This is a genomic window from Mesorhizobium sp. NFR06 (assembly GCF_900115245.1).
Lineage (GTDB): Bacteria > Pseudomonadota > Alphaproteobacteria > Rhizobiales > Rhizobiaceae > Mesorhizobium.
This window is the reverse complement of the sequence record NZ_FOVT01000015.1, coordinates 1-25,964: the sequence shown is the minus strand read 5'-3', so window position 1 is coordinate 25,964 and position 25,964 is coordinate 1. Positions and strand designations below refer to the sequence as shown.

Annotated in this window: 30 protein-coding genes; 9 read left to right on the top strand and 21 right to left on the bottom strand. The window is 63.9% G+C overall.

Annotated elements, in window-relative coordinates:
• Window positions 1–24 precede the first annotated feature (24 nt).
• Entirely contained in the window at window positions 25–480 is a 456-nt protein-coding gene (locus F3H96_RS23190) for a DUF2214 family protein (protein ID WP_149804024.1), read from the bottom strand.
• 212 nt (window positions 481–692) lie between these two features.
• Between F3H96_RS23190 and F3H96_RS23185 the strand changes: the two genes are divergently transcribed.
• The gene (locus F3H96_RS23185) at window positions 693–1,247 is read left to right on the top strand and encodes a GNAT family N-acetyltransferase (protein WP_149804023.1); all 555 of its coding nucleotides are present in this window, start codon (window positions 693–695) and stop codon (window positions 1,245–1,247) included.
• Here the strand turns inward: F3H96_RS23185 and F3H96_RS23180 are convergent, their stop codons facing one another.
• From F3H96_RS23180 to F3H96_RS23140, 9 genes are all read right to left on the bottom strand, one after another.
• Complete coding sequence (locus tag F3H96_RS23180) at window positions 1,248–1,646, bottom strand: DUF1801 domain-containing protein (protein ID WP_149804022.1); 399 nt, start codon at window positions 1,644–1,646, stop codon at window positions 1,248–1,250.
• 79 nt (window positions 1,647–1,725) lie between these two features.
• The gene (locus F3H96_RS23175) at window positions 1,726–2,169 is read right to left on the bottom strand and encodes a DUF1801 domain-containing protein (RefSeq protein WP_244620121.1); all 444 of its coding nucleotides are present in this window, start codon (window positions 2,167–2,169) and stop codon (window positions 1,726–1,728) included.
• Window positions 2,169–2,402 carry a hypothetical protein gene (locus F3H96_RS31265; RefSeq protein WP_244620120.1) on the bottom strand — a complete coding sequence of 78 codons (234 nt, stop codon included), beginning with the start codon at window positions 2,400–2,402 and terminating at the stop codon, window positions 2,169–2,171. The genes F3H96_RS23175 and F3H96_RS31265 overlap by 1 nt, the downstream gene beginning before the upstream one ends.
• 32 nt (window positions 2,403–2,434) lie before the next feature.
• Window positions 2,435–2,833, bottom strand: a complete 399-nt coding sequence (locus tag F3H96_RS23170) for a VOC family protein (protein WP_149804020.1) — start codon at window positions 2,831–2,833, stop codon at window positions 2,435–2,437.
• Between the two features lie 78 nt (window positions 2,834–2,911).
• Window positions 2,912–3,322 (bottom strand): SRPBCC domain-containing protein, encoded by a 411-nt coding sequence (locus F3H96_RS23165; RefSeq protein WP_149804019.1) that lies wholly within the window; start codon window positions 3,320–3,322, stop codon window positions 2,912–2,914.
• Window positions 3,319–3,642 (bottom strand): metalloregulator ArsR/SmtB family transcription factor, encoded by a 324-nt coding sequence (locus tag F3H96_RS23160; RefSeq protein WP_149804018.1) that lies wholly within the window; start codon window positions 3,640–3,642, stop codon window positions 3,319–3,321. Before F3H96_RS23160 ends, F3H96_RS23165 begins: the two co-directional genes overlap by 4 nt.
• Before the next feature lie 315 nt (window positions 3,643–3,957).
• Window positions 3,958–4,425 (bottom strand): NUDIX hydrolase, encoded by a 468-nt coding sequence (locus F3H96_RS23150; protein WP_149804145.1) that lies wholly within the window; start codon window positions 4,423–4,425, stop codon window positions 3,958–3,960.
• Between the two features lie 148 nt (window positions 4,426–4,573).
• Complete coding sequence (locus F3H96_RS23145) at window positions 4,574–4,948, bottom strand: hypothetical protein (RefSeq protein ID WP_244620119.1); 375 nt, start codon at window positions 4,946–4,948, stop codon at window positions 4,574–4,576.
• 85 nt (window positions 4,949–5,033) lie between these two features.
• Window positions 5,034–5,312 (bottom strand): hypothetical protein, encoded by a 279-nt coding sequence (locus tag F3H96_RS23140; RefSeq protein WP_149804017.1) that lies wholly within the window; start codon window positions 5,310–5,312, stop codon window positions 5,034–5,036.
• Here F3H96_RS23140 and F3H96_RS23135 point away from each other — a divergent pair.
• Entirely contained in the window at window positions 5,311–5,892 is a 582-nt protein-coding gene (locus F3H96_RS23135) for an invasion associated locus B family protein (RefSeq protein WP_149804016.1), read from the top strand. The two genes, F3H96_RS23140 and F3H96_RS23135, sit on opposite strands and share 2 nt — an antisense overlap.
• A 285-nt stretch (window positions 5,893–6,177) precedes the next feature.
• On the opposite strand, the gene F3H96_RS23130 is transcribed toward F3H96_RS23135, so the two are convergent.
• The 7 genes from F3H96_RS23130 to F3H96_RS23100 are packed head-to-tail and all read right to left on the bottom strand — an operon-like array spanning window position 6,178 to window position 14,369.
• The gene (locus tag F3H96_RS23130; RefSeq protein WP_149804015.1) at window positions 6,178–6,870 is read right to left on the bottom strand and encodes a response regulator transcription factor; all 693 of its coding nucleotides are present in this window, start codon (window positions 6,868–6,870) and stop codon (window positions 6,178–6,180) included.
• Window positions 6,867–9,590: a sensor histidine kinase KdpD gene (locus F3H96_RS23125; protein ID WP_149804014.1), complete on the bottom strand. Its 2,724-nt coding sequence runs from the start codon at window positions 9,588–9,590 to the stop codon at window positions 6,867–6,869. Before F3H96_RS23125 ends, F3H96_RS23130 begins: the two co-directional genes overlap by 4 nt.
• 56 nt (window positions 9,591–9,646) lie before the next feature.
• The gene (gene kdpC / locus F3H96_RS23120; protein ID WP_149804013.1) at window positions 9,647–10,210 is read right to left on the bottom strand and encodes a potassium-transporting ATPase subunit KdpC; all 564 of its coding nucleotides are present in this window, start codon (window positions 10,208–10,210) and stop codon (window positions 9,647–9,649) included.
• Window positions 10,211–10,222: 12 nt separating this feature from the next.
• Complete coding sequence (gene kdpB, locus F3H96_RS23115) at window positions 10,223–12,319, bottom strand: potassium-transporting ATPase subunit KdpB (RefSeq protein WP_149804012.1); 2,097 nt, start codon at window positions 12,317–12,319, stop codon at window positions 10,223–10,225.
• Entirely contained in the window at window positions 12,316–12,552 is a 237-nt protein-coding gene (locus F3H96_RS23110) for a hypothetical protein (RefSeq protein WP_244620118.1), read from the bottom strand. The genes kdpB and F3H96_RS23110 overlap by 4 nt, the downstream gene beginning before the upstream one ends.
• Window position 12,553: 1 nt before the next feature.
• Window positions 12,554–14,257 (bottom strand): potassium-transporting ATPase subunit KdpA, encoded by a 1,704-nt coding sequence (gene kdpA, locus F3H96_RS23105; RefSeq protein WP_149804011.1) that lies wholly within the window; start codon window positions 14,255–14,257, stop codon window positions 12,554–12,556.
• 22 nt (window positions 14,258–14,279) lie between these two features.
• The gene (locus F3H96_RS23100) at window positions 14,280–14,369 is read right to left on the bottom strand and encodes a K(+)-transporting ATPase subunit F (RefSeq protein WP_036257910.1); all 90 of its coding nucleotides are present in this window, start codon (window positions 14,367–14,369) and stop codon (window positions 14,280–14,282) included.
• A gap of 495 nt (window positions 14,370–14,864) precedes the next feature.
• Between F3H96_RS23100 and F3H96_RS23090 the strand changes: the two genes are divergently transcribed.
• Both F3H96_RS23090 and F3H96_RS23085 read left to right on the top strand, forming a co-directional pair.
• Entirely contained in the window at window positions 14,865–15,200 is a 336-nt protein-coding gene (locus tag F3H96_RS23090) for a hypothetical protein (protein ID WP_149804009.1), read from the top strand.
• Window positions 15,201–15,364: 164 nt separating this feature from the next.
• Window positions 15,365–17,155, top strand: a complete 1,791-nt coding sequence (locus tag F3H96_RS23085; RefSeq protein ID WP_149804008.1) for an NAD(P)/FAD-dependent oxidoreductase — start codon at window positions 15,365–15,367, stop codon at window positions 17,153–17,155.
• Between the two features lie 166 nt (window positions 17,156–17,321).
• On the opposite strand, the gene F3H96_RS23080 is transcribed toward F3H96_RS23085, so the two are convergent.
• Both F3H96_RS23080 and F3H96_RS23075 read right to left on the bottom strand, forming a co-directional pair.
• Window positions 17,322–18,548, bottom strand: a complete 1,227-nt coding sequence (locus F3H96_RS23080) for an amidohydrolase/deacetylase family metallohydrolase (protein ID WP_149804007.1) — start codon at window positions 18,546–18,548, stop codon at window positions 17,322–17,324.
• Between the two features lie 28 nt (window positions 18,549–18,576).
• On the bottom strand, window positions 18,577–18,942 hold the full coding sequence (locus F3H96_RS23075) for a RidA family protein (protein WP_149804006.1): 366 nt from the start codon (window positions 18,940–18,942) through the stop codon (window positions 18,577–18,579).
• A gap of 191 nt (window positions 18,943–19,133) precedes the next feature.
• On the opposite strand from F3H96_RS23075, the gene F3H96_RS23070 reads away from it, so the two are divergent.
• The gene (locus F3H96_RS23070; protein ID WP_149804005.1) at window positions 19,134–19,619 is read left to right on the top strand and encodes a hypothetical protein; all 486 of its coding nucleotides are present in this window, start codon (window positions 19,134–19,136) and stop codon (window positions 19,617–19,619) included.
• 17 nt (window positions 19,620–19,636) lie between these two features.
• Here F3H96_RS23070 and F3H96_RS23065 read toward each other — a convergent pair whose 3' ends face one another.
• Together F3H96_RS23065 and F3H96_RS23060 are read right to left on the bottom strand one after the other, a co-directional pair.
• Window positions 19,637–19,891: a hypothetical protein gene (locus tag F3H96_RS23065; protein ID WP_149804004.1), complete on the bottom strand. Its 255-nt coding sequence runs from the start codon at window positions 19,889–19,891 to the stop codon at window positions 19,637–19,639.
• Window positions 19,892–20,118: 227 nt separating this feature from the next.
• A complete protein-coding gene (locus tag F3H96_RS23060; protein WP_149804003.1) occupies window positions 20,119–21,012 on the bottom strand; it encodes a LysR family transcriptional regulator in 894 nt (297 codons plus the stop codon).
• An 11-nt stretch (window positions 21,013–21,023) separates the two neighbouring features.
• Here F3H96_RS23060 and F3H96_RS31260 point away from each other — a divergent pair, with 11 nt between their 5' ends.
• The 4 genes from F3H96_RS31260 to F3H96_RS23045 all read left to right on the top strand — a co-directional run.
• Window positions 21,024–21,974, top strand: coding sequence for a lactonase family protein (locus tag F3H96_RS31260; protein ID WP_244620117.1), 951 nt, complete (start codon window positions 21,024–21,026; stop codon window positions 21,972–21,974).
• A gap of 66 nt (window positions 21,975–22,040) precedes the next feature.
• Complete coding sequence (locus F3H96_RS31255; protein ID WP_244620116.1) at window positions 22,041–22,487, top strand: hypothetical protein; 447 nt, start codon at window positions 22,041–22,043, stop codon at window positions 22,485–22,487.
• A gap of 128 nt (window positions 22,488–22,615) precedes the next feature.
• Complete coding sequence (locus tag F3H96_RS23050; protein ID WP_149804002.1) at window positions 22,616–24,109, top strand: ATP-binding protein; 1,494 nt, start codon at window positions 22,616–22,618, stop codon at window positions 24,107–24,109.
• Window positions 24,110–24,575: 466 nt separating this feature from the next.
• The coding region (locus F3H96_RS23045; RefSeq protein ID WP_280177788.1) for an immunoglobulin-like domain-containing protein at window positions 24,576–25,964 on the top strand (1,389 nt) is incomplete at its 3' end.

The following is a 25,964-nucleotide window of genomic DNA, read 5'->3' as shown; positions in this document are numbered from 1 at the left end:
CAACGCACTTTTCCTGGAATTGCTCTAATAACCGTAGCCGCGCGCCATGGCCGCGGCAAAAACCGGAATGAGCAGGAAGATGAAGCCCTCGGCGCGGACATAGTTCTTCACCGAAGCCAATTCCGCCGCCGGCACCGTGAAAGAGGGACTGCCGCTCGCCTGCCTGCTCCATGCGATGAAACGAACAGTCGGGATGATCGACAGCAGGCCGACGATGATGAAGGCCACCATCTTTGCCCAGAACACCCAGTTGTAGACGTAGAATTCCCAGCCCTTCAGGCCGAAGTACACCCGGCAGATGCCGACGATGACGATCAGCGCGGCGATGATGCCGTAATGGCGATCGATGCCGACAAGGCGCTTCAGCGTCGCCGCCCCCAAATCGCCGCGCACCAGCACGAACTCGGCGCCGATGATGCCGGCCAGCGAAAACACCAGCAGGTGATGGGCGATCGCCAGCAGAAGGTCGGTGGTATCCATGGGTTCTCCCGCAGTTGAACCGCGTATCTGAATCACGGGTTCGCGGTAGAGTAGCATCGTCGGACGAAAATCCCATGCCGTCGCCGGCCATCCGCGCTGTCCCGGTGCCGGGTGACGATCGTTCGCAGTTGGAGGGTCCTCCTTGCCGTGCTGGCCCTTGCCTGGGCGGGTGCATTTGCTAAGGGCTGCCGGGTCAACCAGAGGCGAGACCTATGAGCATCGAAACGGAAGCCGGCGTACCGATCCTGGAGACGGCGCGCACCATATTGCGGCCGCACCGGCTGGACGATTTCGAAACCTACGCCGCCATGTGGGCAGAGCCCGCGGTCACCCGTTTCATCGGCGGCAAGCCGCGCACGCGTGAGGAGAGCTGGATGCGGTTCCTGCGTCATGCCGGGCTCTGGTCGCTGCTTGGCTACGGCTTCTGGGCGATCGAGGACAAAACGACAGGTCGCTTCATCGGCGAGGCCGGATTCCATGACCTGAAGCGCGAGATCGAACCCTCGATCGAGGGTGTCCCGGAGGCGGGCTGGGCACTGGCCTCGATTGCGCATGGCCGGGGGCTTGCCAGCGAGGTCGTCGGACGGGTCGTCACCTGGGGCGACGACGTGTTCGGGGGGCAGAGGACCGTCTGCATCATCGATCCGGAAAACGATGCTTCGCTCAAGGTGGCCGAAAAGAACGGCTATCGCGAAATCTTGCGCACCACCTATCACGACAAACCGACGATCCTTCTGGAAAGGCGGGCCGGAGGCAGTCTCGGTTGATCAGCGTTTGGCTTTGAGCTTGTTCAGCGCCACTGCGGCGCGAACGAGCCCCTTCAGCGCCTCTTCGTCGATCTCCTCGCCCTCGCGAAAGTCGATGGCGCGCCTGGTGTTGCCTTCGAGGCTGGAGTTGAAGAGCTTCGCCGGATCGGGCAGCGCCGCGCCCTTGGCGAAGGTCAGCTTGACGACGGCCTTGTAGGTCTCGCCGGTGCAGATCATGCCGGCATCCTCCCAAACCGGCACGCCGCGCCATTTCCAGGTCTCGATGACGTCCGGCGCGGCCTCCTTGATAACAGCGCGGAGCCGGGCAAGCGTCTCGCCGCGCCAGTCGCCCAGTTCCTTGATCCTTCCGTCGATCAGCTCGGACGGAGACTTGCCGTCCTGCGCGCCGCCTGTTTGCATGCCCGGTTCTCCTTCGAGGCTGGATAAGAGATTGCCACCGCGGCCCTTTCAGGGAAACGGTGTTGGATCATTCCTGCGCTTACATTCGCTCGCCAGGCAGTTGGCTCGCCTGCTTGACCCAGGAAACGAACTGCTCTTCATCGAGCCGGTCGTCCTCATGGATGTGGAAATAGCGCGTGTCCCTGCTCTTGGATTCGACGGGAGGCACGGGCTTCAGCGACAGACCACGGAAGAACGCCACCTTGATGTATTTGGCAAAGCAATGGATGCCGAGAAACCAGCCCTCGCCCTCCATCCCGTAGAATGGAGAGTTCCATTTGACGGCCTTTTGTGCGTTGGGAACGGCCTCAATGATGAGTTGGTCGAGCCGGCGTCCGACCTCGCTCTTCCAGCCCGGCAGCGCCGCGATATAGGCCTGCACGGGAGCGTCGCCGTAGCCCTTGGCAATCTGCGGGTTGCCGCCTGAAAGCAGGACAGGTTTCGCGTCCGCGGATACGGCAGCCTTCGATTTCGCCCTCGCCATCAGGCCGATCCTGTGCGCTCGCCCGCCGGCTCGCCGCGCCACCTGGCGGCATGGGGCAGCACGAACATGTAGAGCCCGCTGAACAGCAGCAGGAAGAGCGGGATCAACGGCGAATAGACGATCCAGGCGGGCGGTTGGCCCCATGCCATGGCGGCGAAATTGGCGATGACGGTGACGGTGAAGATGATCGACAGCCAGCGGTGAAACTGCCTTATCCATTTGCTCCAGTCCAATGGTACCTCCTCTTTTGAAACCGAATGAAAGATCAGCCCTGCCAGCGCGCCAATTGGGTGATCCGAATGAGATTGCCGCAGGTGTCGTTGAGCTGCGCGATGGTAGAGCCGGTCACCGCGGTCGGCGCCATGGCAAAGTTGCCGCCATTGGCCTTGATGCGCTCATGGTCGCTCTCGATGTCGTCGGTGAACAGCATCAGCGCCGGCTGGCCCTGTTTGAAGACGGCCTGTTGATAGGTCCTTGCCGCCGGATTGTCATTGAGCGCCAATTGCAGCTCGGTGCCATCCGGATCGTCGGGCGAGGTAACGGTCAGCCAGCGAAACGGTCCATTGGTGAAGTCGGCCTTCTTGGTGAAGCCCAAGACGTCGGTATAGAAACCGAGAGCCTTGTCCTGGTCGTCGACATAGATGCTGGTCAGCTTGATCTTCATTTTGGTGTCTCCATTGCTTGCGCCGGCGGTTTGCCGCCCCGCCAGAACCGTGCCTGTCTTGTGACGCTTCGGCGGACTTCAATCGATCCGCGACAGCAACTGCTCCAGGGCCGTGAAGTTGCGCTTCCAGCCCACCGTGGCGCCGCGGTAATACGGCTCCTGGTCCGCGCGGAAGCCGACTTGCTCCATGCGCAGATGCGTGCCCGTGTTCGTCGCGGTGAGCGTCCAGGTGACGACGCTCTCGAGGTCCTTGGTGTCCCACGTGTAGGACAGGGTCCTGTAGGGCTCGACCGTCTGCACCTGGCAGTCGACGCCGCCCCAATCCGCGCTCATAGTGAAGCGATGATCGACTACAGGCTTGAAGTTGTTCTTCATCAGCCACTCCTCGATGAGATGCGGTTGCGTGAGGGCGCGCCAGATCTTTTCCGGCGGATAGGGAATCTCGCGCTCGACGACAACGGAGCGCGTTCCGGCCGACACTTCATTCATTGATCCATCCTTTTGAGCAGATCTTCCAAATCGTCGAACCGGCTTTCCCAAAACCCCGCCATTTCGCGCGTCCAGTCCATCAGCGGCGCCAGCGCGCCCAGCTGCGCGCTGTAGTGGGTCTGGCGGCCCTCGTGGCGGTCGCGCACCAGCCCGGCGTCCTTGAGCAGGCCGAGATGCTTCGACACCGCCGGCTGCGAGACACCAGCCTCAGCCGTAAGCGCGCCGACCGTCTGCTCGCCTTGGCGGCACAGACGCTCAAAAATGGCGCGCCTTGTCGGATCGGCAAGCGTCCGGAAGATCATATCATGCAGGTTCGACATCGGGATCAATAACCCATTGGCTATTGATTAACGTATAACCACCGAGATATATGTGAGTCAAGCGGAGAAAATTACGTCCGGCCGGAACGGCAAGGACTTGCTAGGACTCGTCCGCGTCGAGACTAGCCGCGTTCAGCATGAATGCATCTTCGCCGAACGCGCGCGTGGAGGAATCCCATGCTGAACAGACGCCGATTTTTGACGGGTACGGCCGCGGCTGGCGCCGCCGGTTTCGCCGCTGCCGAGGGAATGGCTGTGGGCCTATGGCGGCACACCGGTACGACCCTTCCCGGAAGACACGAAATAGCTGATTGCTTACGCCGGGTCGGCCACGGAAATGGTCAAATCCCTAAGCAGCGTCGAAAGCTCCGGCTCATCGATCAACAACGCCGCGTCCGCCGCGGGGAGCCATGCGCGCTGCCGGCTCGCGGCTTCCTGCCAATCGGCAAGTTCCTCGGTGACCTCAAGCAGATAGACCACCACGTCGACGCGAACGAAGCCGTCGGTTATGCGTTTCCAATAGGAATAGGTGCCGGCAGGCTGCTTCAGCGCGTTGCCCCGGACACCAGCTTCTTCCTGCGCTTCGATCGTTGCGGCCTTGCGTCCGCTTTTGCCCTTCATCGGCCAGCCCTTGGGCACGATGAAGCGCCGCGTGGTGCGCGAGGTGACCAGCAACACGTCGAGCCGGCCGTCCTCGCGCAACCGAAACGGAATGGCCGCCACCTGACGGATCCGTTGCCCCTTCTTGGCTTTGCGAACTGTTTTCTTCTTGGTTGTTGGCATCCCAAATTCCGGCGAGGGCAGCATCCCTGCCGTACGCTGTCCACGCGCAGGCAAAACCCTGTCCCTTGCAAACCCTAAAACCACCGCCCTTGCAATCCGGCATTTTGCCAGCAAGTAAGTCGGCTAATAAACCGAAAAAAACAAAATGTCAGCGGCAAACCCGCGAAATCGTGTTGCCGACAGCTTCCATTCGGCATGTCTGGTCATAGACTGGCACATTTGGCTGGGGCTTGGGCGCGGTCTGCCGGTCGAGCTCGCGATACAATTGCTGCTGCTGCTGATATTGCTGCCGCTGCAACCTGTTCTGCAACTGCAGCAGCTGATTTTGCTGCACCAATGCATTGCGGTTCGTCGGGACGACGACCTGCGCGGAAGACGGCTCAAGCCCGGAAATCGTGGCCGCCAGCAAGGCACCTGCAAGAACGGTCAGACGAAGCATCCGGTTGGCTCGCGTGCGAAAAACCATCCGCCAAATATAGTGCAGCCGGCGAATGGCGCCATGGCGAAACGTGATGCTGGTCACGGAAGCAGCATGTTTATCTACCGCGGCTCCGGCGCCCGAGGTCGGCGCCGGCAGTTCCGGTCAGCGACATCGCCAGTTTCCGCATTCACGGGAGGGCCGGCGTCGAGTTCTCTACCGGGAGATCGAACGGCGCTTCGCCGCTGCCGAGAATCTGCCCGGCAACCCGGCATTGCACTTGACGGAAGCCATCGATTCGCCGCTCTATCGGGCCGGCGCCGGGCTCGAGCTCGATGGCGTCAACGGCGGCGACCTGGCGATCAGGTACAACGGCGTCTTCGGCGAAACGGTCAAGCAGAATGCGGTCAGCGCGTCCCTGAAGCTCAGCTTCCAGCTGACGCGGGGCGACGGCGAGAAGGAATATCATGAGGACAAAGTACGCGTATTTCGCGGCGATGCTGGCGGCCGCCTGCATTACCGGTGTGCCGGCGACGGGACTTGCCGCGCAGAACAAGGTTGCCGCTCAGCCCGCCGGCGCGGCAGCCAAGCCGCAACTGCCGGGCGGCGCCTCGGCGCTGTCGGAAACGCATGGCGACTGGACGGTTAACTGCCAGGTCACCGGCACCAACAAGGTCTGCAGCCTGTCGCATCAGCAGTTCAACAAGCAGAGCGGCCAGCGGCTTTTGGCGATCGAACTGACGACGAAGACCGGCCAGGACGCCGGGGGCACGCTGGCGCTGCCCTTCGGGTTGGCCCTGGCGAACGGCATCTCGCTCGAGATCGACGACAAGAAGCTGGATGGCACGCTGCAATTCAACACCTGCCAGGCGGTCGGTTGCCTGGTGCCGGTGACGTTCGATGCCGATATTACGCCGCTCCTGCAGAACGGCACCACGCTGAAGATCAACGCGACGGCGGCGGACACGATCCAGCCGATCTCCTTCACCATCTCGCTCAACGGCTTCGGCAGCGCGCTGACCCGGACGGCGGATTTGTCGGCGGATTAAGTTCGTCGGGATCGCTGGTGTGCGAGCGTGCGCGCATGCAGGGATTTCACTCAAACGCCCATCGCGATCGTCATCCTATGGCGGAGCAAGGAGCGAAGCGACGCGCGCAGACCATAGGATCCATGCCGTGACCTCGAAGCGCTGTAACGGTGCAGGTTCTGCTCCGCAGCGCTCCTTGGCCGGCGTAACGGCATGATCCTCGGGTCTACGCGTCCGCTTCGCTCCCGCTCCGCCCGTGGATGACGACCTTGAGATGCCTCGGCCAATCGCTATGGTTTGCGTTGGTTAATCGACCTCGCGCAAACGGTAACCGACGCCCGTCTCGGTGATGATATAGCGCGGCTGGTCCGGGGTCTTTTCGATCTTCTGCCTCAGCTGGCGCACGTAGACCCGGAGATACTGGACGTCGGTCGAGTCGTTCCAAATGTGCTTCATCAGGAACTGGTGGGTGAGCACCTTGCCGGCATGCTGCACCAGCATGCGCAGGATGTCGTATTCCTTGGGCGACAGTTTTACCTCCGTGTCCTCGACCTTGACGATGCGCTTCACCAGGTCGACGGAGAGATCGCCGGTATGGAACACCGGCTTCTCGCCCTGCTGCTGGAATTTGTGGCGCAGCGCCACGCGGATGCGGGCGACGAGCTCGTTCATGCCGAAGGGCTTTGTCACATAATCGTCGGCGCCGAGCTCGAGCGCCGCGACGATGCCGCCCTCGTCGGTACGGCTGGAAAGGATGACGACCGGAACGTCTAAGCCGTCGGCCCGCCATTTGCCGAGCAGCTCGAGGCCGGTCATGCCGGGCAGGCCGAGATCGAGCAGGATCAGGTCGGGTCGCTGGGTCTGCATGAGTTCGATCGCCGCCTTGGCGTTCGGCGCCTCGGAGACCGCGTAGCCCTGGCTGCCGAGGCCGACGCGCAGCAATTTGCGGATCGGCGGTTCGTCGTCGACCACGAGGATGGAGACGGTCTGGTTTGTCATGCCGCATCGTCCGTAAGCGGTGTGCCCAGCGCAGGCAACTCTGCCGGCACCGGCATGCGGATGGTGAAGATCGCGCCAGGCCGGTCGCTGCGGTTGGCGGCGGAGATCGTCCCGCCCATCGCCTCGATGAAGCCGCGGCTGATCGACAGGCCGAGACCGGTGCCGGCACGTACCTGGTCGCGTTTGCGCACGCGGTAGAAGGTGTCGAAGATCCGCTCCAGATCATCGGGCGGGATGCCGGGCCCCTCATCCATCACCTGCAGGATGACGGCGCCGTTGTCGACCCAGGCCTGCAGCCGGATTGTCGAGCCGGGCGAAGCATATTTGGCGGCGTTGTCGAGGAGGTTGAACAAGGCCTGCTCGAACAGCACCGGGTCGAGCCGCAGCATCGGTAGGTCGGCCGGAATGTCGGTCTCTATCCTGTGCTCGGCAGTGATCTTCTGGGCCCGGTTCAGCGCCGAGCCGACAACGTCGCCGAGATAGTGGAATGCGTGGTTCGGTTCCATCGCGCCGGACTCGATCCTGGTCATGTCGAGGAGATTGGCGATGAAGCGGTTGAGCCGCTCCGACTCGCCGACGACCGTCGACAGAAGCTCCGTGCGATCCTGCTCCGGCAGCGCCGGCGCGAATTCCTTCAGCGTGCCGGCCGCGCCCATGATCGCGGCAAGCGGTGTCTTGAGATCATGCGAGATGGAGGTGAGCAGCGCCGAGCGCAACCGGTCCGCCTCGGCCGCCAGACGGGCACGGTCGACATCGGCGACGAGCTGGACGCGCTCGATGGCGACCGCCGCCTGGTCGGCCAATGCGTCGAGCAGGCGTTGCTGCTCGGGTGTCAATAGCGGCCCCTGCTTGTCGTTGTCGAGGCCGACGACGCCGATCGCGGTTCGCCCTGTGCGCAAGGGCAGATAGAGACGTTTTGCGCCAGGCAAGGTGTCGGCGCCGCGGCCAGCGGCGCGGTTGTGCTCCCAGGCCCAGCCAGCGGCCGCGATGTCGGCCTCGGCCAGGGTATCGTCCGGCGGATAGCCGGCCTTGACGGTGATGGTGCCGTTTTCAGGCAGCAGCAGCACCACGCGCACTTTCAGCATCGACGCGATCTGGAAGGCGGTGGCCCACAGCACGTCGTCGAGCGTGCCGGCACCGGCGAGCTTCTTGGAGAACGAATAGATGTCCTCGGTCGCGCGCGCCCGCGAGCGCGCGGCGACGGCCTGACGCTGCACGCGCGCCGTCAGATTGCTGGCGATGACTGCGACGACGAGGAAGACCGCGAAGGCAACGATGCTTTCCGGGTCCCTGATCGTCAGCGTGTAGCGCGGCTCGAGGAAGAAGAAGTTGAAGGCAAGGGCGCTGAGGAAACAGGCATAGAGCGCCGGCCAGAGACCGAACGTCACCGCCGCTGTCAATACCGACAGCAGCAGCACGATCGCGAGATTTCGGACATCGAGGAACTGATCGAGGATCGAGCCGACGGCCAGCGCGCCGGCGACGTAGGCCGTCGAGAACAGATAGGGCCAGATCTGGAAAGGCTTTTGCTCGGGCGCGGCCTTCACCCGTGCCGACGGCGCGTCGGCATCGCGCTCGGCGGCCGAAATGACGTGCACGCTGATGTCGCCGGCATTGCGGATCAGATCGTAAGTAAGCGAGCCCTCGATCAGCTCGCGCCAGCGTGAACGGGTCGGCCTGCCGATGACGATATGGGTGAAGTTGTTTGCCGTCGCGTGGCGCACGATGTCCTGGGCGACGTTCTGGCCGGGAATGGTGGTGATCTCGGCGCCGAGCTGTTCGGCCAGGCGCAGGTTCCTGGCCAGGCGGTCCTTGTCCTCCTCGGACAGGCCGGCCAGGCGAGGCGTGTCGACATGCAGCGCCGTCCAGGGGGCGCGCAGCCGGTCGGCAAGCCGGCGCGCGTAGCGAATGCGGGCCGCCCCGCCAGGCTGCGAGTCGACGCACACGAGAACCCGCTCGCCCGCCGCCCACGGACCCTGAATGGCATGCGACTGCATGTGGTTGAGCAGCTGTTCGTCGACGCGCTGGGCGGTGCGCCTCAAGGCCAGCTCGCGGAGCGCCGTCAGATTGCCCGGCGAAAAATAATTCTCCATGGCGCGCTGCGCGGTGTTGGGGAAATAGACCTTGCCGTCCCGCAGCCGTTTGATGAGATCGTCGGGCGTGAGGTCGATGATCTCGATATCGTCGGCCTCGTCGATGATGGAATCGGGAACCGTCTCACGCACTCTGACGCGCGTGATCTGGGCGACGACGTCGTTCAGGCTTTCGACATGCTGGATGTTGAGCGTGGTGTAGACGTCGATGCCCTGGGCCAGGATCTCCTGGACATCGAGATAGCGCTTGGGATGCCGGCTGCCTGGCGCGTTGGTGTGGGCGAGCTCGTCGACCAGTACGAGGGCCGGACGCCGTTTCAGGATGGCGTCGATGTCCATCTCGTCGAGGGTCTGGCCGCGATACTCGACAAGGCGGCGCGGGATCACCTCATAGCCGTCGACCAGGGCCTGGGTTTCCTTGCGGCCGTGCGTCTCGATCACGCCGATCACGACATCGATGCCGTCGGCGCGGCGGACGCGGCCCGCCATCAGCATCTCGTAGGTCTTGCCAACGCCGGGCGCCGCGCCGAGAAATATGCGCAGGCGGCCGCGCCCCTGACGCTCGGCATGCTCGAGAAGCGCGTCGGGGGATGGTCGGTTTTCGGGGTCGATCCTGTCGTCGGGCATCAGGTCCAATCATGAATTGCGCCGGGGATCGTGTCGATCCCCGGCGCGCTACGTGGTTATTTCAGGCCGTCCAGCGCAAGGTTGAGCGCCAACAGGTTGACCACCGGCTCGCCGAGGACACCGAGCTCGCGGTCTTCGACATGGCTGTCGACCAGCGCCTTTACCTTGGCTTCGTCCAGGCCGCGGGCGTTTGCCACCCTCGGCACCTGGAAATAGGCAGCCTCGGGGCTGATGTCGGGGTCGAGGCCGCTGCCGGACGTGGTGACCAGGTTCATCGGCACCGGCTGTCCGGGGTTTTGCGCCTTCAGCTTTTCGGCATCGCCCTTGATACGGTCGATCAACTTCGCATTGGTGGGCCCGAGATTCGAGCCGCCTGAGGAGCTCGCGTCATAGCCGTTGCCGGCGGCCGAGGGGCGGCCGTGGAAGTAACCGTCACCGGCAAAGGCCTGGCCGATCAGCTCGGAGCCGATGACCTTGCCGTCCTTGGTGACCAGGCTGCCATTGGCCTGGTTGGGAAACAGCACCTGGGCAATGCCGGTCATACCGATCGGATAGATGAGGCCGGTCAGCACCGTGAAGAAGACGATCATGACAAAAGCGGGTCGCATTTGCTTGAGCAACGGAGTGGTTCCTTATGCGAGGCCGAGGGTGGTGACGATCAGGTCGATCGCCTTGATGCCGGCGAACGGGACGATGATGCCGCCGAGCCCGTAGACGAGAAGATTGCGGCTGAGCAGCGCGCCGGCGCCGATGGCCCGGTATTTGACGCCTTTCAGCGACAACGGGATCAGCGCGATGATGATCAGCGCGTTGAAGATGATGGCCGACAGGATGGCGCTTTGCGGCGTCGCCAGGTGCATGACGTTGAGCGCCTGCAGCGGACCGGTGGACTGACCGGGCGCAACATAAAAGACCGCGAACATCGCTGGGATGATGGCGAAGTACTTGGCCACGTCGTTGGCGATCGAGAAGGTCGTCAGCGAGCCGCGCGTCATCAGAAGCGCCTTGCCGATCTCGACGATTTCGATCAGCTTGGTCGGGTCGCTGTCGAGGTCGACCATGTTGCCGGCCTCGCGCGCGGCCACCGTGCCGGTGTTCATGGCGACGCCGACATCGGCCTGGGCGAGCGCCGGGGCGTCGTTGGTGCCGTCGCCGCACATGGCGACGAGCTTGCCCTTCGCCTGCTCCTCGCGGATCAGCGACAGCTTGTTCTCGGGCGTCGCCTGCGCGAGGAAATCGTCGACGCCGGCTTCCGCCGCGATGGCAGCCGCCGTCAGCGGATTGTCGCCGGTGATCATCACCGTGCGGATGCCCATCTTGCGCAGCTCGGCGAAACGCTCGCTGATGCCGCCCTTGACGATGTCCTTGAGGTGGACGATGCCGAGCAGGCGGCCGTCGCGCTCGACCGCGAGCGGCGTGCCACCGGCCTTGGCGATCTCGTCGGCTATGGCTTGCAGGTCCCGGATCGTCTCGCTGGCCGGGCGCGCGCCATGAGCGGCGGTCGTCGCCTGGTTGACATGGGCGAGCACCGCATCGACAGCGCCCTTGCGCACCGACGAGCCGTCGATGTCGACGCCGCTCATGCGGGTTTGCGCGGTGAAGGGCACGAAGGTAGCGTGCAGCGTTGCCATGTCGCGGGCGCGGATGCCGTATTTCTCCTTGGCGAGCACGACAATCGAGCGGCCTTCCGGCGTCTCGTCGGCCAGTGAAGCGAGCTGAGCCGCGTCTGCCAGTTCCTGCTCGGCTACGCCTTTGACGGGGCGGAACTCGGTCGCTTGGCGATTGCCGAGGGTGATGGTGCCGGTCTTGTCGAGCAGAAGCGTGTCGACGTCGCCGGCGGCCTCGACGGCGCGGCCGGACATGGCAAGCACATTGAAGCGCACCAGGCGGTCCATGCCGGCGATGCCGATGGCCGAAAGCAGCGCGCCGATCGTGGTCGGGATCAGCGTCACGAACAGCGCGACGAGGATCGTCACCGGGATATAGCCGCCGGAGTAGGAGGCGAAGCTCGGGATGGTTGCGGTCGCCAGCACGAAGATCAGCGTCATGCCGACCAGCAGGATGTTGAGCGCGATCTCATTTGGGGTCTTCTGGCGTTCCGCGCCCTCGACCAGCGAGATCATGCGATCGAGGAAGGTGTGGCCGGAGGCGGCGCTGATACGCACGCGGATCCAGTCGGACAGCACCTGCGTGCCGCCGGTCACGGCCGAGCGGTCGCCGCCGGATTCGCGGATGACGGGCGCGGATTCGCCGGTGATCGCGGCTTCGTTGACGGAGGCCACGCCTTCGATCACCTCGCCGTCCGAGGGGATGATGTCGCCGGCCTCGACCAGCACGACATCGCCGACCTTCAGGCTGGTGCCGGGGACCAGCTTGAACTTGGTGCGATCCTCGCCGTTGGTGAGCAACTTGGCCTGGGTCTCGGTGCGTGCCTTGCGCAGCGAGTCGGCCTGCGCCTTGCCGCGGCCCTCGGCCACGGCCTCGGCGAAGTTCGCGAACAAAACGGTGAACCACAGCCAGATGATGATCTGCAGGGTGAAGCCGAGATCGCCGCCGCCGGTGATCAGGTCCTTGACGAACAGAACGGTGGTGAGCGCCGAGACGACCGCGACGACGAACATCACCGGATTCTTGACCAGCGTACGCGGATCAAGCTTGCGCAAAGCGCCGCCAATGGCGGGCATCAGGATACGGGCGTCCATAATAACAGCGGATTTGGACTGGCTCATTTTTGGGCTCCGGTATCGGTTAGGTTGGATGGCGCCGGGTGCTCGGTCTTCGGGAACAGGCGCGGAAGGGCGGAGGCCAGCAGCCACAGCACGAGCAGCACGGCAGCCATGCCGAGAAAGGTTGAAAGCGTCGGGAAAGGACGAGGTTTTTCGTCCCCTTCGTCGTCCGGGGTCCCGCCACCAGGCTGGTGGCGATCGTGCCGGCGTATGTCGTTGAAGCGTGGCATGGTCATCTCAGAAGGTCTGTCCATCGATCATCGCCTGGTGCTCGACGATCGGCCCGACGGCGAGCGCCGGGAAGAAAGTGAGGCCTCCGACGATGATGATGACGCCGACGAGCAGGCCGACGAACAGCGTGCTGTCGGTCGCGAAGGTTCCGGCCGAGGCGGGCACCGTCTTCTTGGCGGCGAGCGAGCCGGCGATGGCCAAAGCCGGGACGATCACCAGGAAACGGCCCATCAGCATGCAGATGCCGATGGTTATGTTGTACCAGGGCGTGTTGCCGGAGAGACCGGCGAAGGCCGAGCCGTTGTTGGCCGCCGCGGAGGTGTAGGCATAAAGCATCTCGGAGAAGCCGTGCGGGCCGTCATTGGCGATCGAGGCCACGGCGCTCGGCAGGACCACGGCGATAGCCGTGAAGATCAGCATGGCCAGCGGCAGGCACAGGATCGCCAGCATCGCCATCTTGACCTCCTTGGCCTCGATCTTCTTGCCGAGATATTCGGGCGTGCGGCCGACCATCAGACCGGCGACGAAGACGGCAATCACGATGAACATCAGGATGCCGTAGAAGCCGGCGCCGACGCCGCCGACAATGACCTCGCCGAGTTGCATGTTGATGAGCGGGATCATACCGCCGAGCGCGGTGAAGCTATCATGCATGGCGTTGACGGCGCCGCAGGAGGCCGCGGTGGTGACGACGGCGAACAGCGCGGACGCTGCGATGCCGAAGCGGGTTTCCTTGCCTTCCATGTTGCCGCCATCGATGCCGAGTGCATGGACGAGCGGATTGCCCGCGGCCTCGGCCCAGTAGCAGACGACGACGCCGGCGACGAACAGCACGCCCATCGCGGCGAGGATCGCCCAGCCCTGGCGCTGGTTGCCGACCATGCGGCCGAAGACGTTGGTGAGGCCGGCGCCGAGCGCGAAGATGGTCAGCATCTGGATGAAGTTGGAGATCGCGTCGGGATTCTCGAACGGATGCGCGGCGTTGGCGTTGAAGAAGCCGCCGCCATTGGTGCCGAGCATCTTGATGGCGACCTGCGACGCGACAGGGCCAAGCGCGATGGTCTGCTTGGCGCCTTCCAGCGTCGTTGCGTCGACATAGGGGCCAAGCGTCTGCGGGATGCCGAGCCAGACATAGACCAGCGTCAGCACGATGCAGAGCGGCAGGAGCACATAGAGGGTGCAGCGGGTCAGATCGACCCAGAAATTGCCGATCGATCTGCCCGAAGCACGCGCGAAGCCGCGGATCAACGCGATCGCGATAGCAATGCCGGTGGCTGCCGAGACGAAGTTCTGGACGGTGAGGCCGGCCATCTGCACGAGATAGGACATCGTGCTTTCGCCGCCGTAGTTCTGCCAGTTGGTGTTGGTGACGAAGCTGGCCGCGGTGTTGAAGGCAAGCCCGGGCTCGACCGCCGGCATGCCGGCGGGATTGTAGGGCAGCGCGCCCTGCAGCCGCTGCAGTGCGTAAAGAACCAGGAAGCCGGCGAGGTTGAAAAGCAGCAAGGCAACCGCGTAGGCAGCCCAATGCTGTTCCTCCCGATCGCTTGTTCCGGCAAGGCGATAGAGGCCCCGCTCGAAGGGGACCAGCACCGGCGAGAGCCAGGTGCGCTTACCGTTGAAGACGCGGTACATGTAGCCGCCAAGCGGCATCACGAGCAAAAGCAGGATCCCGCAATAGAGCAGGATCTGTATCCAGCCGTTGATTGTCATGGTGTGACCTTCCGTGCGCCGGTCAGAAGCGTTCTGGGCGGATGAGGGCGTAAGTGAGATAGGCAAGCAGGAACAAGGTCACCGCGCCGCCGAGGATATAATCGAAAAGCATGATCCGGCCCTCCGCTCAAATTCCGTCGCAGGCTCTGACGTATGCCAAGGATAGGACAAAGAACAAAATCCAGATCCCAAGTACTATGAGGTCCATTGTAGGCGTTCCTTGTTTTTCACTCGTGTTTTCGGCTCGCATTGGCGAGGTCGAAACTGCACGCGAACGCATGTCACCTTGGCGGCAACGGCGATCAAAAGCGTTTTCGAATGGAAATATGGACCCGATCGCCATAAAGGTTCGAGACGGGGCGGATAGGAAAGATATAGGAATTTTATAGTGGTTTTGGGCGATATCTCGGTCGTGCAGGTGTTTCCAAAGAATGAGTCAGCTGCCGCTGCTCTTTCCTGAGAACGACGACTCAACTAAGTATTATCCCCGCAATTATCCACAGTTTGTCCTTGTTGTGCCGCAGCCGAATTGTCGGAGATGGCATCTTGGAGTGAGATTGAGCGTATCCGCAAAGACGCTGCCGCTGCGCGATCAATTGCGAGATCGTTGCTAGCATCCGAACGTGAAGCGCTGACCGAATGGGAAACGGGGTTCGTCGAAAGCATAATTGGCTACGTCGACGACGAACTGACCACGCGGCAGGTCGAAAAACTGCTCGAGGTGCGAGACAGCCTTGTCCTGGTTGCTGAACACCGTGGTTGTAACGTCAGCCGGTTGGTGCGCAATTGTTATGAATCGCGATTGGACCTGAACGAGGACGACGAAGATTGGATCGTCGAACTTTACGCGAATGGGCACCGCTCGATCCGACGGGGGCAGGTGGGCAGGCTCATGCGTTGTGCCAGGCAGCTGGGATTGATCGAAGAGAATTCCGCTGCGTAGCCGTGTCACGGCTTAGATTGTCAAATGTCACACGTCGGCGCCGTCCCTCCTTGCCCTACCGGGCATTTCTCCCTGTATAGTGACGGGGAGAAGGTCGATGAGGTGACGCCAGCCTCGATAAAGGCATTCGACGCCGCCTTCGGCGACCGAAAGAGGAAGGATAAATGCTCGACATCGCACCATCGCAACAGGCGGCGACCTGGCTCGGCGCTCTCGGCCGCGCGCTCGAGGCCGGCGACATCGAGGCCGCGACCGGCCTGTTCGTGGAGGATTGCTATTGGCGCGATCTGCTGACCTTCACATGGAACATCAAGACCATGGAGGGGCAGGCTGCGATCCGCGAAATGCTGAAGGCGACACTCCACCTGGTGCAGCCGTCGCACTGGCGGCTGTCCGGGGAGGCGAGCGTCGACGACGGCATCATCGAAGCCTGGTTCACGTTCGAGACGGCGGTCGCGTGCGGCGAAGGGATCCTGCGGCTCAAGGACGGCCGCTGCCGCACGCTGTTCACGGCAATGAGCGAGCTCAAGGGTTTCGAGGAGCGGAAAGGCCCGGCCCGGCCGCTCGGCATCCGCCACAAGGCCGACCCCGAGCGCGAGACCTGGGCGGAGGCCAGGGCACGCGAGGCGCGCGATCTCGGCGCGCACGAGCAGCCCTATTGCCTGGTGATCGGCGGAGGCCAGGGCGGCATCATGCTGGGCGCCCGTCTGCGGCAGCTCGGCGTTCCGACACTGGTCATCGAGAAGAATGCGCGCGCGGGCGATTCCTGGCGCAACCGCTACCGCTCGCTCGTGTTGCACGACCCGGTCTGGTACGACCATCTGCCCTACATTCCATTTCCGGAAAACTGGCCGGTCTTCACGCCCAAGGACAAGATGGGCGACTGGTTGGAAATGTATACCCGCGTCATGGAGCTGAACTATTGGGTCGCCACCAAATGCATCAGCGCCGCCTATGACGAGGCCGAAAAGGTCTGGACGGTGGCGGTCGACCGCGTCGGCCAGCGCATCACGCTGAAGCCCAGGCACATCGTCTTTGCCACCGGTGCCTACGGGCCGCCGCGGCAGATCGAGTTGCCGGGCGCGGATATCTTCAAGGGCGAGCTTTCGCACTCCAGCCAGTATTCCACCGGCGAGAAATTCCGCGGCAAGCGCGTCGCGGTGATCGGCGCGGCAAGTTCGGGACACGATGTCAGCGTCGATCTGTGGGAAGCGGGCGCGAAGGTCACCATGGTCCAGCGCTCGCCGACGACCGTGGTGAAATCAGACACGCTGATGGATGTCGGCTTCGAAATCTTCTCCGAGAAGGCGCTGGCGCGCGGCATCACCACCGACAAGGCCGACATCATCGTCGCCTCGACACCGTTCGCCCTTGTGCCGAAGGGCCAGCGCGCGCTCTACGACGTCATCCGCGCGCGCGACGCGGATTTCTACAAGCGCCTGAGCGCCACGGGCTTCGCCATCGACTTCGGCGAGGACGAAACCGGGCTATTGATGAAGGCCTACCGCACCGGCTCCGGCTACTACATCGATGTCGGTGCCTGCGAGCTGATCCTGAACGGCGAGATCAAGGTCAAGAGCGGTGCCGGCATCAAGTCGCTGACGCCGACCGGCATCCTGTTCGAGGACGGCGATGAACTCGCCGTCGACGCGATCGTCTGCTGCACCGGGTACCAGTCGATGAGCGAGACCGTGGCGGAGATCGTCTCGCGCGAGGTCGCCGACAAGGTCGGCCCGTGCTGGGGTCTCGGCTCCGGCGTGAAGGGCGACCCGGGTCCGTGGCAGGGCGAGTTGCGCAATATGTGGAAGCCGACGGCGCAGGAGGCGCTGTGGTTCCATGGCGGCAACCTGGCGCTGTCGCGCTTCTATTCGAAGTTCGTGGCGCTGCAGCTCAAGGCGCGGATGGAGGGGATTGCCACGCCGGTCTATGGCGAGCCGAGTAACGCGGGGCGGTGAAGTGGGTAATCTCCCCCCTCGAGGGGGAGATGGCCGGCAGGCCAGAGGGGGTCGTCTCACGCAGAACGCCGAATTCCTCTCTTGTCTGTCGCGGACGGCGTTGGCGCTTCACGCGCGGCGACCCCCTCTGTCGCCTTCGGCGACAGCTCTCCCTCGAGGGGGGAGATCACCCCCGCCCAAAATGCCTGGCCGCGACATCCACATGCGTGTGATGCGCATGCGCCTCGAAGCGCTCAGTCTCGTTATGATCGGGCGCGTCGTTCGGCCACCATTTGCCGCCGATGACGATACCGTTGGAGACCAATCGCTGATCCGACACCAATGAGGCTCCAACCGCATCGACGAAAGTGAAGCGACCCGGCTGCTGCCGCAATACCGCGACGTCGCCGATGCCGCCTACCTTCAACACGCCGAGCTCGGGCCTGGCGATCGCCTTGGCCGGCGCTTGCGTGGCGGCGCGCAGCACCTCGACCAGCGGCATGCCGAGGGCGATCAGCTTCGACATGCAGACCAGGATGTCGAAGGCCGGACCGTCGACGCAGTAGAGATGCACGTCGCTCGAGATGACGTCGGGCGCCAGCCCTTCGGCCAGCATCGCCCTCGCCACCTCGAAGTCGAAGGAGCCCATCCCATGGCCGATGTCGAAGATGACGCCGCGCTCGCGCGCCAGCCGCATGTCCGGCCGCACCGCGCCGGAGGCGAAGACCGGCGCGTTGGGGAACGGGCGGAAGCAGTGCGTGAGGATATCGCCACGGCGCAGCCGTGGCAGCACTTCCGAGCGGCCCGGCGGCGGTTCGTCGATATGCGCCATCAACGGCAGGCCGACCTTGTCGGCGGCGTCGAGCGCAAGGTCGACCGGCGCGATGCCGCTGGTGCCGCCGGCATGCTTGCCGGAGCGGACTTTGACGCCGACGACGACATCGGCGTGCTCGCGCACCGCCGCCACCGTCTCACGCGGCTCGCAAAGCCTGAGATCGCTGCATTCGCCGACGGATACGGTGTTGGAGAAGCCGAATATGCCGGCGAAGGAGATGTTGACGTAAGCGAGGATGCGAACCTTCGAGCGTTCGATGACGTGGCACCGGAAGCCCAAAAAGTTGCCGGCGCCGGCGCTGCCGGCATCGATAAAGGTGGTGGTGCCGCTCTTGGCTGCGAGGCGTTCGGCATCGACACCGAGCGAGGTGCCGCCCCAATAGACGTGGCTGTGCAGGTCGACGAGGCCGGGCGTGACGATGCAGTCCCTGGCGTCGACGACTTGACCCGCCGCCTCGGCATCGATGGCGGCGTCGATTGCAGCGACGCGACCATCGGCTATGGCAACGTCGCGTTGCGCGTCGAGGCCCGACGCGGGATCGATGACGCGCCCGCCCTTGATCAGGAGATCGAACTGCATCGTTCCTTCCTTGCTTGCTTGGTCGCGGTCAGACCGGCCGGTAGGCGACCGCCTCGACTTCGATCTTGATGTCGATCATCAGGCGCGACTCGACGGTGGTGCGCGCTGGCGGGTCTTTCGGAAAATGCTTTGCATAGACGGTGTTGAAGGTCCCGAAATCGCGCGCGTCCTCCAGCCAGACAGTGGTCTTCACCACATCGTCCATGGTGCAATCGGCGAGCGCCAGCGCCGCCTTGACGTTCTGCAGCACCTGCTCGGCCTGCTCGGCGATGCCGCCCCTCACCACGAGCCCATCGCTGCCCACCGGCACCTGACCCGAGACATAGACGAAATCGCCGGCGCGGACAGCGGGCGACAGCGGAACATGCGATTTTCCAAAGCACTGCTTGGGCAAATGAGCCTCCTTTATCGGCCGATGGGAACCGGATCACATAGCCGTCTACGCCTGTCGGCATGATCCTCCTAGAGGCAATGTCGGAAAGCAACATTTTTTCGAAATCCATGTTGCTTTATTACAGAAGCCTGAGCATGTTGCGCTCGGCGCCGCTTCCGACCCGGCTGCGCATGCATGAGGGGAGATCCGGCATGACCTTCGACAAGAATCCGTTTCCGGAAGGCGATGCCGACCGCCACGCGCTTTGGGAAATGCTGGTGCGGCGCGACATCGACGCCTTCCTCGGACAGGACTGGTCGATGGTCGAGGACGATTTCATCGCGGAAAGCTTCTTCGGCATGCATGCGCATTTCCTCGGCAACGCCGATGCCTGGCGGCTGCAGTTCCCGAGGCTGGAGGTCTATCGCGACGAATGGTTGCGGCAGGCCAAGGAAACCGCCGCGACGAAATTCGCCGAACCGCTGCGCGAGGCGCTGTTCCGCGTCACCAACATGCGCGACATCGATGTCAACGGCGACCGCGCGGTGCTGCACAAGAAGTTCGATGGCTCTGTCGCCAAGGCGGATGGCGGCACGGACCGGCTCAAATGGCAGACGCTCTACTTCTGTCGCAAGGTCGGCGGCCGCTGGAAGATCACCGGCTTCGTCGGCTATATGCCCCACCCACTCGGAAGCTAGAACGCGACGCAAACCTTCTAACGGAGATGTGGCAACCGTTCGTCCGGGGAGCGGTGGTCGAACACGACCCCCATGGTCTTACCAACGGCCGCCATCACGATCAGCTCGACCAAGTGGTCGTCGCTGTCCTCGCAGGATGGGTCGGCATGACGTACGGCATCGAGCATGGCGCGCGTGGATACGGTATCGCCAGCGCGAAATTTCGAAAGAGCAGACGAAACAAGGTTTTGCACCGTCGGGTCCGGGACGGGCATTTCCGCAGCGACGTTCATCGGCCTCCTCCTGCCATGAACCCTCCCTCAAAAGATGATACGCCAATGGTTGGATAGTGCCAGCGAAATGGTGGTCCGACCAGTGCTCGAACGCAGGTCTCCAGCGGAGTGTTCAAGGGCTGGAGCCGGACGATTTCAGCGCGAGTCGACCCTGCAATCAGAATCCGTCCCTAAATCAAAGAAATAGGGCATGATGTGGCCCGAAAACCGCTTCACACTTTTCGGCATCATGCCCTGGAGGCTTCGATCAGCGTCTCGACCAATTCAAGGAAACGCCTGCCGCTGGCCGACAACGACGGCTCGCGCCAGGCGGCCGCCATCGGCAAGGCTGGCGGGCGCGGGACGACCTGGCGATAGACCACGCCCGGGCGCGCCGCCCGGGCGATGCCGGCAGTGACGAATCCCACGCCTGCGCCTGCCGCGACCAGACCCACCAGCGTCGTCATCGGCGTTACTTCCTGGACGACGCGCGGGCTGAGGCATTCAGCCTGGAACAGGGCGATCACACGGTCATAGATGCTTGGACCTATGGCGCGGGGCGCCAGCAGGAAAGGCTCATTGTCGAGATCCGTCACGCGGATCGTCGCCTGTCCGGCAAGGCGGTGTGCTGAAGGGAGTGCCAGCACCAACGGTTCGTCAGGTAAAGCGTGAACGACAAGATCCGGCGTCGATAACGGCGGGTGCAGCACACCGAGATCGATCTCTCCCGCTGCAAGCGCTGACTCCAGCAGCGGCGAATTCATTTCGATCAGGTCCACATCGACATCAGGATGGCGGCTTCGAAAGCTTCGCACCGCTTCCGGCAGCACGCCGTAGAAGGCGATGACGGTGAAGCCGAGCCGCAGGCGGCCGACTTCGCCGCGAACGGCCCTGAGCGCCTGGGTCGTGGCGGCATTGGCGTGCTCGACCGCCTTTCGGGCGGGGCCGAGAAAGGCAACTCCAGCCGACGTGAGCGCGACACCGCGGCGATCCCGTTCGAACAGCCGGGCGCCAACCTCGGTTTCCAAGGCACGGATGCGCTGACTGAGCGATGGCTGGGTCAGGTTCATTCGCTCGGCCGCGCGGCGAAAATGCAAGTCCTCCGCCAGGGTGACGAAGCAGGCAAGCGTGCGAATGTCCATGGCTTCTCCTGATGCGAATTGCCTATCACAGACGGCAGCATTCCAATTGGATCGCAATCAACCCTTGCCGCTATCTTCGGGAGGCGCAAGCAGTTTGGCCGTCAACTGACCGAAGGGAACCGATCATGATCAGACCTGTCCTCAGTTTCACCGCCCTCTCCATTGCACTGTCCGCGGCCGCGCCGTCGGTCACTGCGGCACAGCCGCTCGACCTTGCCGGGCGCATTTCAGCCTCCCGGATCGCAGTGATCTCCGACGGCGATTTCAGCGCCCAGACCTACGCGACGGGACGGCTTTCGCCGCGCGAATCGGGTTTTCGCGACATGTTGACGGTGCTGTCCATCGCCGACGGTAAGGTGGTGAAAGGCACGATTGCGGTCTCGAATTCCGTCACCGCGGCGCCGGAAATCCTGCAACTGACCAAGGACGGGCAAACCGCATTCGTCACCGAAAGGCTGGGGGAGCGAGAGGCGGCGGGCGACACGGTCAAAGACCTCCCGCCAGGGCGACACCTGTTCGCGGTCGACCTGTCGGACGGCGCCACGCCTCGCCTGGCGGACACGGCCGAGATCGCCGCCTTTCCCGAAGCTCTGTCGGTCAGCCCTGATGGACGCCGCGTCGCCGTGGTATCGAACACGCCGGAGGCAAGTCTCGTCCAGATCATCGGCTATGCCGACGGTCGCTTCGGCCCCGTCGCCCGGTTCGATCTCGCCGATCTCGGGATATCGGGGTCAGCTGCCACACCTCGCGGCGGTGTCACAGCGACCAACGTCCATTGGCATCCAGGCGGCCGGTTCATCGCCGTGAACATCAACACGCAGAACCGCGTCGCCTTCTTCGCTGTCGGCGAGGAGAATGGTGCGCCCCGCCTGCGCCCGTGGGGCAATATTGTGAATGTGGGCGCCGATCCTTTCGTCGGCCGTTTCACGCCGGACGGCCGCCATTACCTGACCTCCAACTGAGGACGCGACCTTGCCGCCGCCAACCTTGAAGGCCGCATCCCCGAGACGCCTTCGACCATCAGCGTCGTGCGTCTTGCCGATCCTGCGGCATCGACGGACCGCCATGAGGTTGTCGCCGCCATCGAGAGCGACCTGTCGGCCGAGGGAATCGCGGTGAGCCCCGATGGCCGGCTGGTGGCGACCGTCAACATGCGCGGCACCGCTCTCCCACCACAGTCCGCCCGCTTTCAGCGCGAGGCCTCCATCAGCCTGATGAGGCTCGATCCGGCGACCGGTGGCATCGCCAAGATTGCCGACTACCCTTTCGAGGGCTCGTTGCCGGAAGGCGGCACCTTCGACCGAACGGGGGATCATTTCCTCGCCACCGTGTTTCAGGGCCATGACGGCGCGGGACCGGAAGCCGGCGCGGGGCTTGAAATGTTCCGTGTCGTCAAGGGCGATCGGCCCGCCCTCGAACGGATCGGCCGAATCCCGCTGCCGCATGGCGCACATCACGTCGATCTCGCGGGATAGGCCGCAACATACCGAAGATAGCCCCGCACTCTTGTGCAGAATGCCGGGCGGCCAGCGATCGTATGCTCGACGCGCCGCGCTCAGGTTGGTAAGCCCGTCGCGCGCAGGGAGACCTTTTGAGTCGAGACATGACCGTTGCGATCGAGATGGGGCAGACGTCGGCGGGCGCGCCGGCGGCCCTCGACCTTGAGGAATTGCTGGCGACCCGCCTGCTGGTGCAGGGCAATTCGGGCTCCGGCAAGTCGCATCTCCTGCGCCGGCTGCTCGAGCAGAGCGCGCCCTGGGTCCAGCAGACCATCATCGACCCGGAAGGCGACTTCGTGTCGTTGGGCGAACGCTTTGGACATCTGGTGATCGACGCCGAGGACCATACCGAGCGCGGCCTGCAGGCGGCGGGCGAGCGGGCGCGTATCCACCGTGTCTCGACGGTGCTGAACCTCGAGGGCCTCGATGCCGAGAACCAGATGCGGCGCGCCGCGGCTTTTCTCGGCGGCCTGTTCGAGGTCGCGCGCGACCACTGGTATCCGATGCTGGTGGTGGTCGACGAGGCGCAGCTCTTCGCGCCGGCCGCCGCCGGCGAGGTTTCGGATGAGGCGCGCAAGCTTTCGCTGGGCGCCATGACCAATCTGATGTGCCGCGGCCGTAAGCGTGGGCTGGCCGGCATCATCGCCACCCAGCGGCTGGCCAAGCTCGCCAAGAACGTTGCGGCGGAAGCCTCCAATTTCTTGATGGGCCGCACATTCCTCGACATCGACATGGCGCGCGCCGCCGACCTGCTCGGCATGGAGCGGCGGCAGGCCGAGGCGTTTCGCGACCTGGAGCGCGGGCATTTCATGGCGCTCGGTCCCGCCTTGTCGCGCCGCCCGCTCGGCGTGCGCATCGGCCAGACCGAAACCAGCCCGCGCAACGGCACGCCGCGGCTGATGCCGATGCCGGGAGCCGCGCTTGAAGATGCGCGCGCGATCATTCTTGCCGCGCCGCCGCCGGAGACGGTGCGTCCGCAACGCCGGCCTTCGCCCGACCTGCTCGACCAGCTGATGGCGGCCAAGGCCGCGCCGCTGGACATTCGCCCCGAGCCGGCGGAGCCGCAGCCCAGCGCCGAGGACCTCGCCGAGCGGCGCGAGCGGATGGACCGCATCCTGCGCGCCATCCTGGCCGAGCCGGATGCCGGGTTCCGCGTCATCGGCGTGCTCTATCAGGAGTTCGTCGTCCGCTGCCGCATCGAAGGGCTCGCATCCGCGGTGCCCGACCTTTTGGAGTTTCGCCGCATGCTGACGCGAGCCCGCGCCGGCGTCGGCTCCGACATGGCCGAGGACGATGCGTGGCGGGACGTCTCGGTGCGCGCCTCGCTGCTGCCGGAGGATATGCAGGGCGTGTTCATGATGATCGCCAGGGCGGCCAAGGAAGGCTGGCCCTGTCCCAGCGACGCGGCCATCGCGCGAGCCTACGGATCGCATTCGCTGCGCCGCGCGCGCCGGCTGCTCGACTATATCGAGGAGCAAGGTCTCATCGTCTGCCAGGTCGACGGCGCCGGCCGGCGCACTGTGACGCTGGTCGAACTCGCCTGGGCAACGGCGCCGGGCGATCCGAACGGCGTGGAGCAAGACAGCTCAGCGGCGTGACGGGCGACCACCGAGATGCGCGACTGACCCGGCGAATTTTGCGCCATTGATCGGTGGGCTGCCGCTTTGTCGCTAAAGCACCTCGCGCTGAAACGGGATTCAGACGACGCACTTCAGGTCTTTGTTTTGATGCATGTCGCTGTCCCAGAACCGCTGCACACTCCTGAGCGATATGCACTTATGAGTCGTTGAGACGAACCATATCCAGATATGACAATGCCTGCGACCAAGCTACGGCGCGACGTCAACTCTACGCCGCCAATCGACCAACACCGATTCGTTAAACATCTAATAAGTCGTTAACATTAACCACTAGTTTATATGCCATTATGGTTTCCAAACCATAAAAAGCTAATATAAACGCCTATAGATAGGTTTGTCCCAAGGTCGCGGCGACAAGGGGGGGCATGCCAGCCAGGAATGTTGGGGAGCGAGCGCGCGAGCGCTCGCAAAGGGGGGTGTATTCATGTCTGTCGGCGATATCAAAGTCTTTACTATCAGTCAGAACGGCTTCGTGCTGTCGGTCCAGGCCGTCGATGTGGGCGGTGGTCAGACGGAGTTCGTCATCAAGTCGATTCAGGGCCAGGGAGACCTGAACGCGATCTGGTGGTCCGACGGCGATTCCACGGTCGACGGCAGCGTCACGCTTTCGAAGTCGGACAGTTCGCTCAACATGAACGGCACCGGCATCGTGTGGGATGGCTATGATTACCTTTCGAGCGCGGGCCTGGGAAAGCTCGGCGAGGCCAAGTCCACATTCATCACGCAGGGCGAGACGCTGACCTATATTGCCAATGTGAGCCTGGCCGAGGTCAGCACGCTTGGCATCCGCGCGACGAGCGTGAACGGCGGCGACAGCATCAAGGGCGTCGACACCAGCGCGGACCACACCTACACGGCGCCCACCGTCGCGATCGGCGACACTTCCGTCACGGAGGGCGGCAATGCCCAGTTCACCATCAGCCTGAGTAATGCCTACGCCTATGACATCAAGGTCTTTTATGGCACCGGCGACGGCACGGCAACCGCCGGTTCCGACTACACGGGCACCAGTGGCTATGTGATCATTCCGGCCGGCCAGACCACTGCCACGGTCTATGTGCAGACCCTCGACGACTACTACGAGGAGGCGAACGAGACGTTCAACGTCACGCTCAGCAGCGCGACGACGACCGTCCTCGGATCGAACATCAACCTGGGCGTTGCCGACGGCACCGGCGTCGGCACAATCACCGATGACAAGGACGCCACCACCATCACGCTGAGCGCCCCGGCTGCGGTCGACGAGGGCGGTTCGATCACGGTCACGGCCAATGTCGACCATGCGCCGCAGGGCGACCTCACCATCACGCTGTCGAACGGCCAGACCATCACCATCCTGAGCGGGCAGACCAGCGGCCAGGTGACCTTCGCGGCGCTGGGCGAGGACGTCTATAAGGACGCCAGCACGCTGAACCTCGGCATCAATTCGACAACCGGTGGCAATTACGAGGCCCTCGTTACGACCGCCACCGCCAGCGTCGCGGTGCACGACACCATCGACACCACGGCGATCACGCTGGACGACGTCAGCGTCAACGAAGGCGCCGGCACGGCGACGATCACCGCCCATGTCGCCAATGCCGTCACCGGCACGCCTCTGGTGATCAACCTCGACAATGGCGCCAGCGTCACCATCGCGGTCGGCGCCACCAGCGGCGTCTCGACCGCCTTCGCGGTGCAGGGCGACGATCCCTATGTCGACAGCCAGAGCTACCAGGTCGGCGTCAGCGGCACCAGCGGCGGCAACTTCGAGGCGCTCGACACCACCGACAAGGCGACGGTGACGGTGCACGACACCATCGACACCACGGCG

What these genes read in the sequence shown, in the direction of transcription:
- F3H96_RS23190 (WP_149804024.1), bottom strand. Translation starts at nt 480, where the DNA reads ATGGATACCACCGACCTTCTGCTGGCGATCGCCCATCACCTGCTGGTG.
- F3H96_RS23185 (WP_149804023.1), top strand. Translation starts at nt 693, where the DNA reads ATGAGCATCGAAACGGAAGCCGGCGTACCGATCCTGGAGACGGCGCGC.
- F3H96_RS23180 (WP_149804022.1), bottom strand. Translation starts at nt 1,646, where the DNA reads ATGCAAACAGGCGGCGCGCAGGACGGCAAGTCTCCGTCCGAGCTGATC.
- F3H96_RS23175 (WP_244620121.1), bottom strand. Translation starts at nt 2,169, where the DNA reads ATGGCGAGGGCGAAATCGAAGGCTGCCGTATCCGCGGACGCGAAACCT.
- F3H96_RS23170 (WP_149804020.1), bottom strand. Translation starts at nt 2,833, where the DNA reads ATGAAGATCAAGCTGACCAGCATCTATGTCGACGACCAGGACAAGGCT.
- F3H96_RS23165 (WP_149804019.1), bottom strand. Translation starts at nt 3,322, where the DNA reads ATGAATGAAGTGTCGGCCGGAACGCGCTCCGTTGTCGTCGAGCGCGAG.
- F3H96_RS23160 (WP_149804018.1), bottom strand. Translation starts at nt 3,642, where the DNA reads ATGTCGAACCTGCATGATATGATCTTCCGGACGCTTGCCGATCCGACA.
- F3H96_RS23150 (WP_149804145.1), bottom strand. Translation starts at nt 4,425, where the DNA reads ATGCCAACAACCAAGAAGAAAACAGTTCGCAAAGCCAAGAAGGGGCAA.
- F3H96_RS23135 (WP_149804016.1), top strand. Translation starts at nt 5,311, where the DNA reads ATGAGGACAAAGTACGCGTATTTCGCGGCGATGCTGGCGGCCGCCTGC.
- F3H96_RS23140 (WP_149804017.1), bottom strand. Translation starts at nt 5,312, where the DNA reads ATGATATTCCTTCTCGCCGTCGCCCCGCGTCAGCTGGAAGCTGAGCTT.
- F3H96_RS23130 (WP_149804015.1), bottom strand. Translation starts at nt 6,870, where the DNA reads ATGACAAACCAGACCGTCTCCATCCTCGTGGTCGACGACGAACCGCCG.
- F3H96_RS23125 (WP_149804014.1), bottom strand. Translation starts at nt 9,590, where the DNA reads ATGCCCGACGACAGGATCGACCCCGAAAACCGACCATCCCCCGACGCG.
- kdpB (WP_149804012.1), bottom strand. Translation starts at nt 12,319, where the DNA reads ATGAGCCAGTCCAAATCCGCTGTTATTATGGACGCCCGTATCCTGATG.
- F3H96_RS23110 (WP_244620118.1), bottom strand. Translation starts at nt 12,552, where the DNA reads ATGACCATGCCACGCTTCAACGACATACGCCGGCACGATCGCCACCAG.
- kdpA (WP_149804011.1), bottom strand. Translation starts at nt 14,257, where the DNA reads ATGACAATCAACGGCTGGATACAGATCCTGCTCTATTGCGGGATCCTG.
- F3H96_RS23100 (WP_036257910.1), bottom strand. Translation starts at nt 14,369, where the DNA reads ATGCTTTTCGATTATATCCTCGGCGGCGCGGTGACCTTGTTCCTGCTT.
- F3H96_RS23085 (WP_149804008.1), top strand. Translation starts at nt 15,365, where the DNA reads ATGCTCGACATCGCACCATCGCAACAGGCGGCGACCTGGCTCGGCGCT.
- F3H96_RS23080 (WP_149804007.1), bottom strand. Translation starts at nt 18,548, where the DNA reads ATGCAGTTCGATCTCCTGATCAAGGGCGGGCGCGTCATCGATCCCGCG.
- F3H96_RS23070 (WP_149804005.1), top strand. Translation starts at nt 19,134, where the DNA reads ATGACCTTCGACAAGAATCCGTTTCCGGAAGGCGATGCCGACCGCCAC.
- F3H96_RS23065 (WP_149804004.1), bottom strand. Translation starts at nt 19,891, where the DNA reads ATGAACGTCGCTGCGGAAATGCCCGTCCCGGACCCGACGGTGCAAAAC.
- F3H96_RS23060 (WP_149804003.1), bottom strand. Translation starts at nt 21,012, where the DNA reads ATGGACATTCGCACGCTTGCCTGCTTCGTCACCCTGGCGGAGGACTTG.
- F3H96_RS31260 (WP_244620117.1), top strand. Translation starts at nt 21,024, where the DNA reads ATGCGAATTGCCTATCACAGACGGCAGCATTCCAATTGGATCGCAATC.
- F3H96_RS23050 (WP_149804002.1), top strand. Translation starts at nt 22,616, where the DNA reads ATGACCGTTGCGATCGAGATGGGGCAGACGTCGGCGGGCGCGCCGGCG.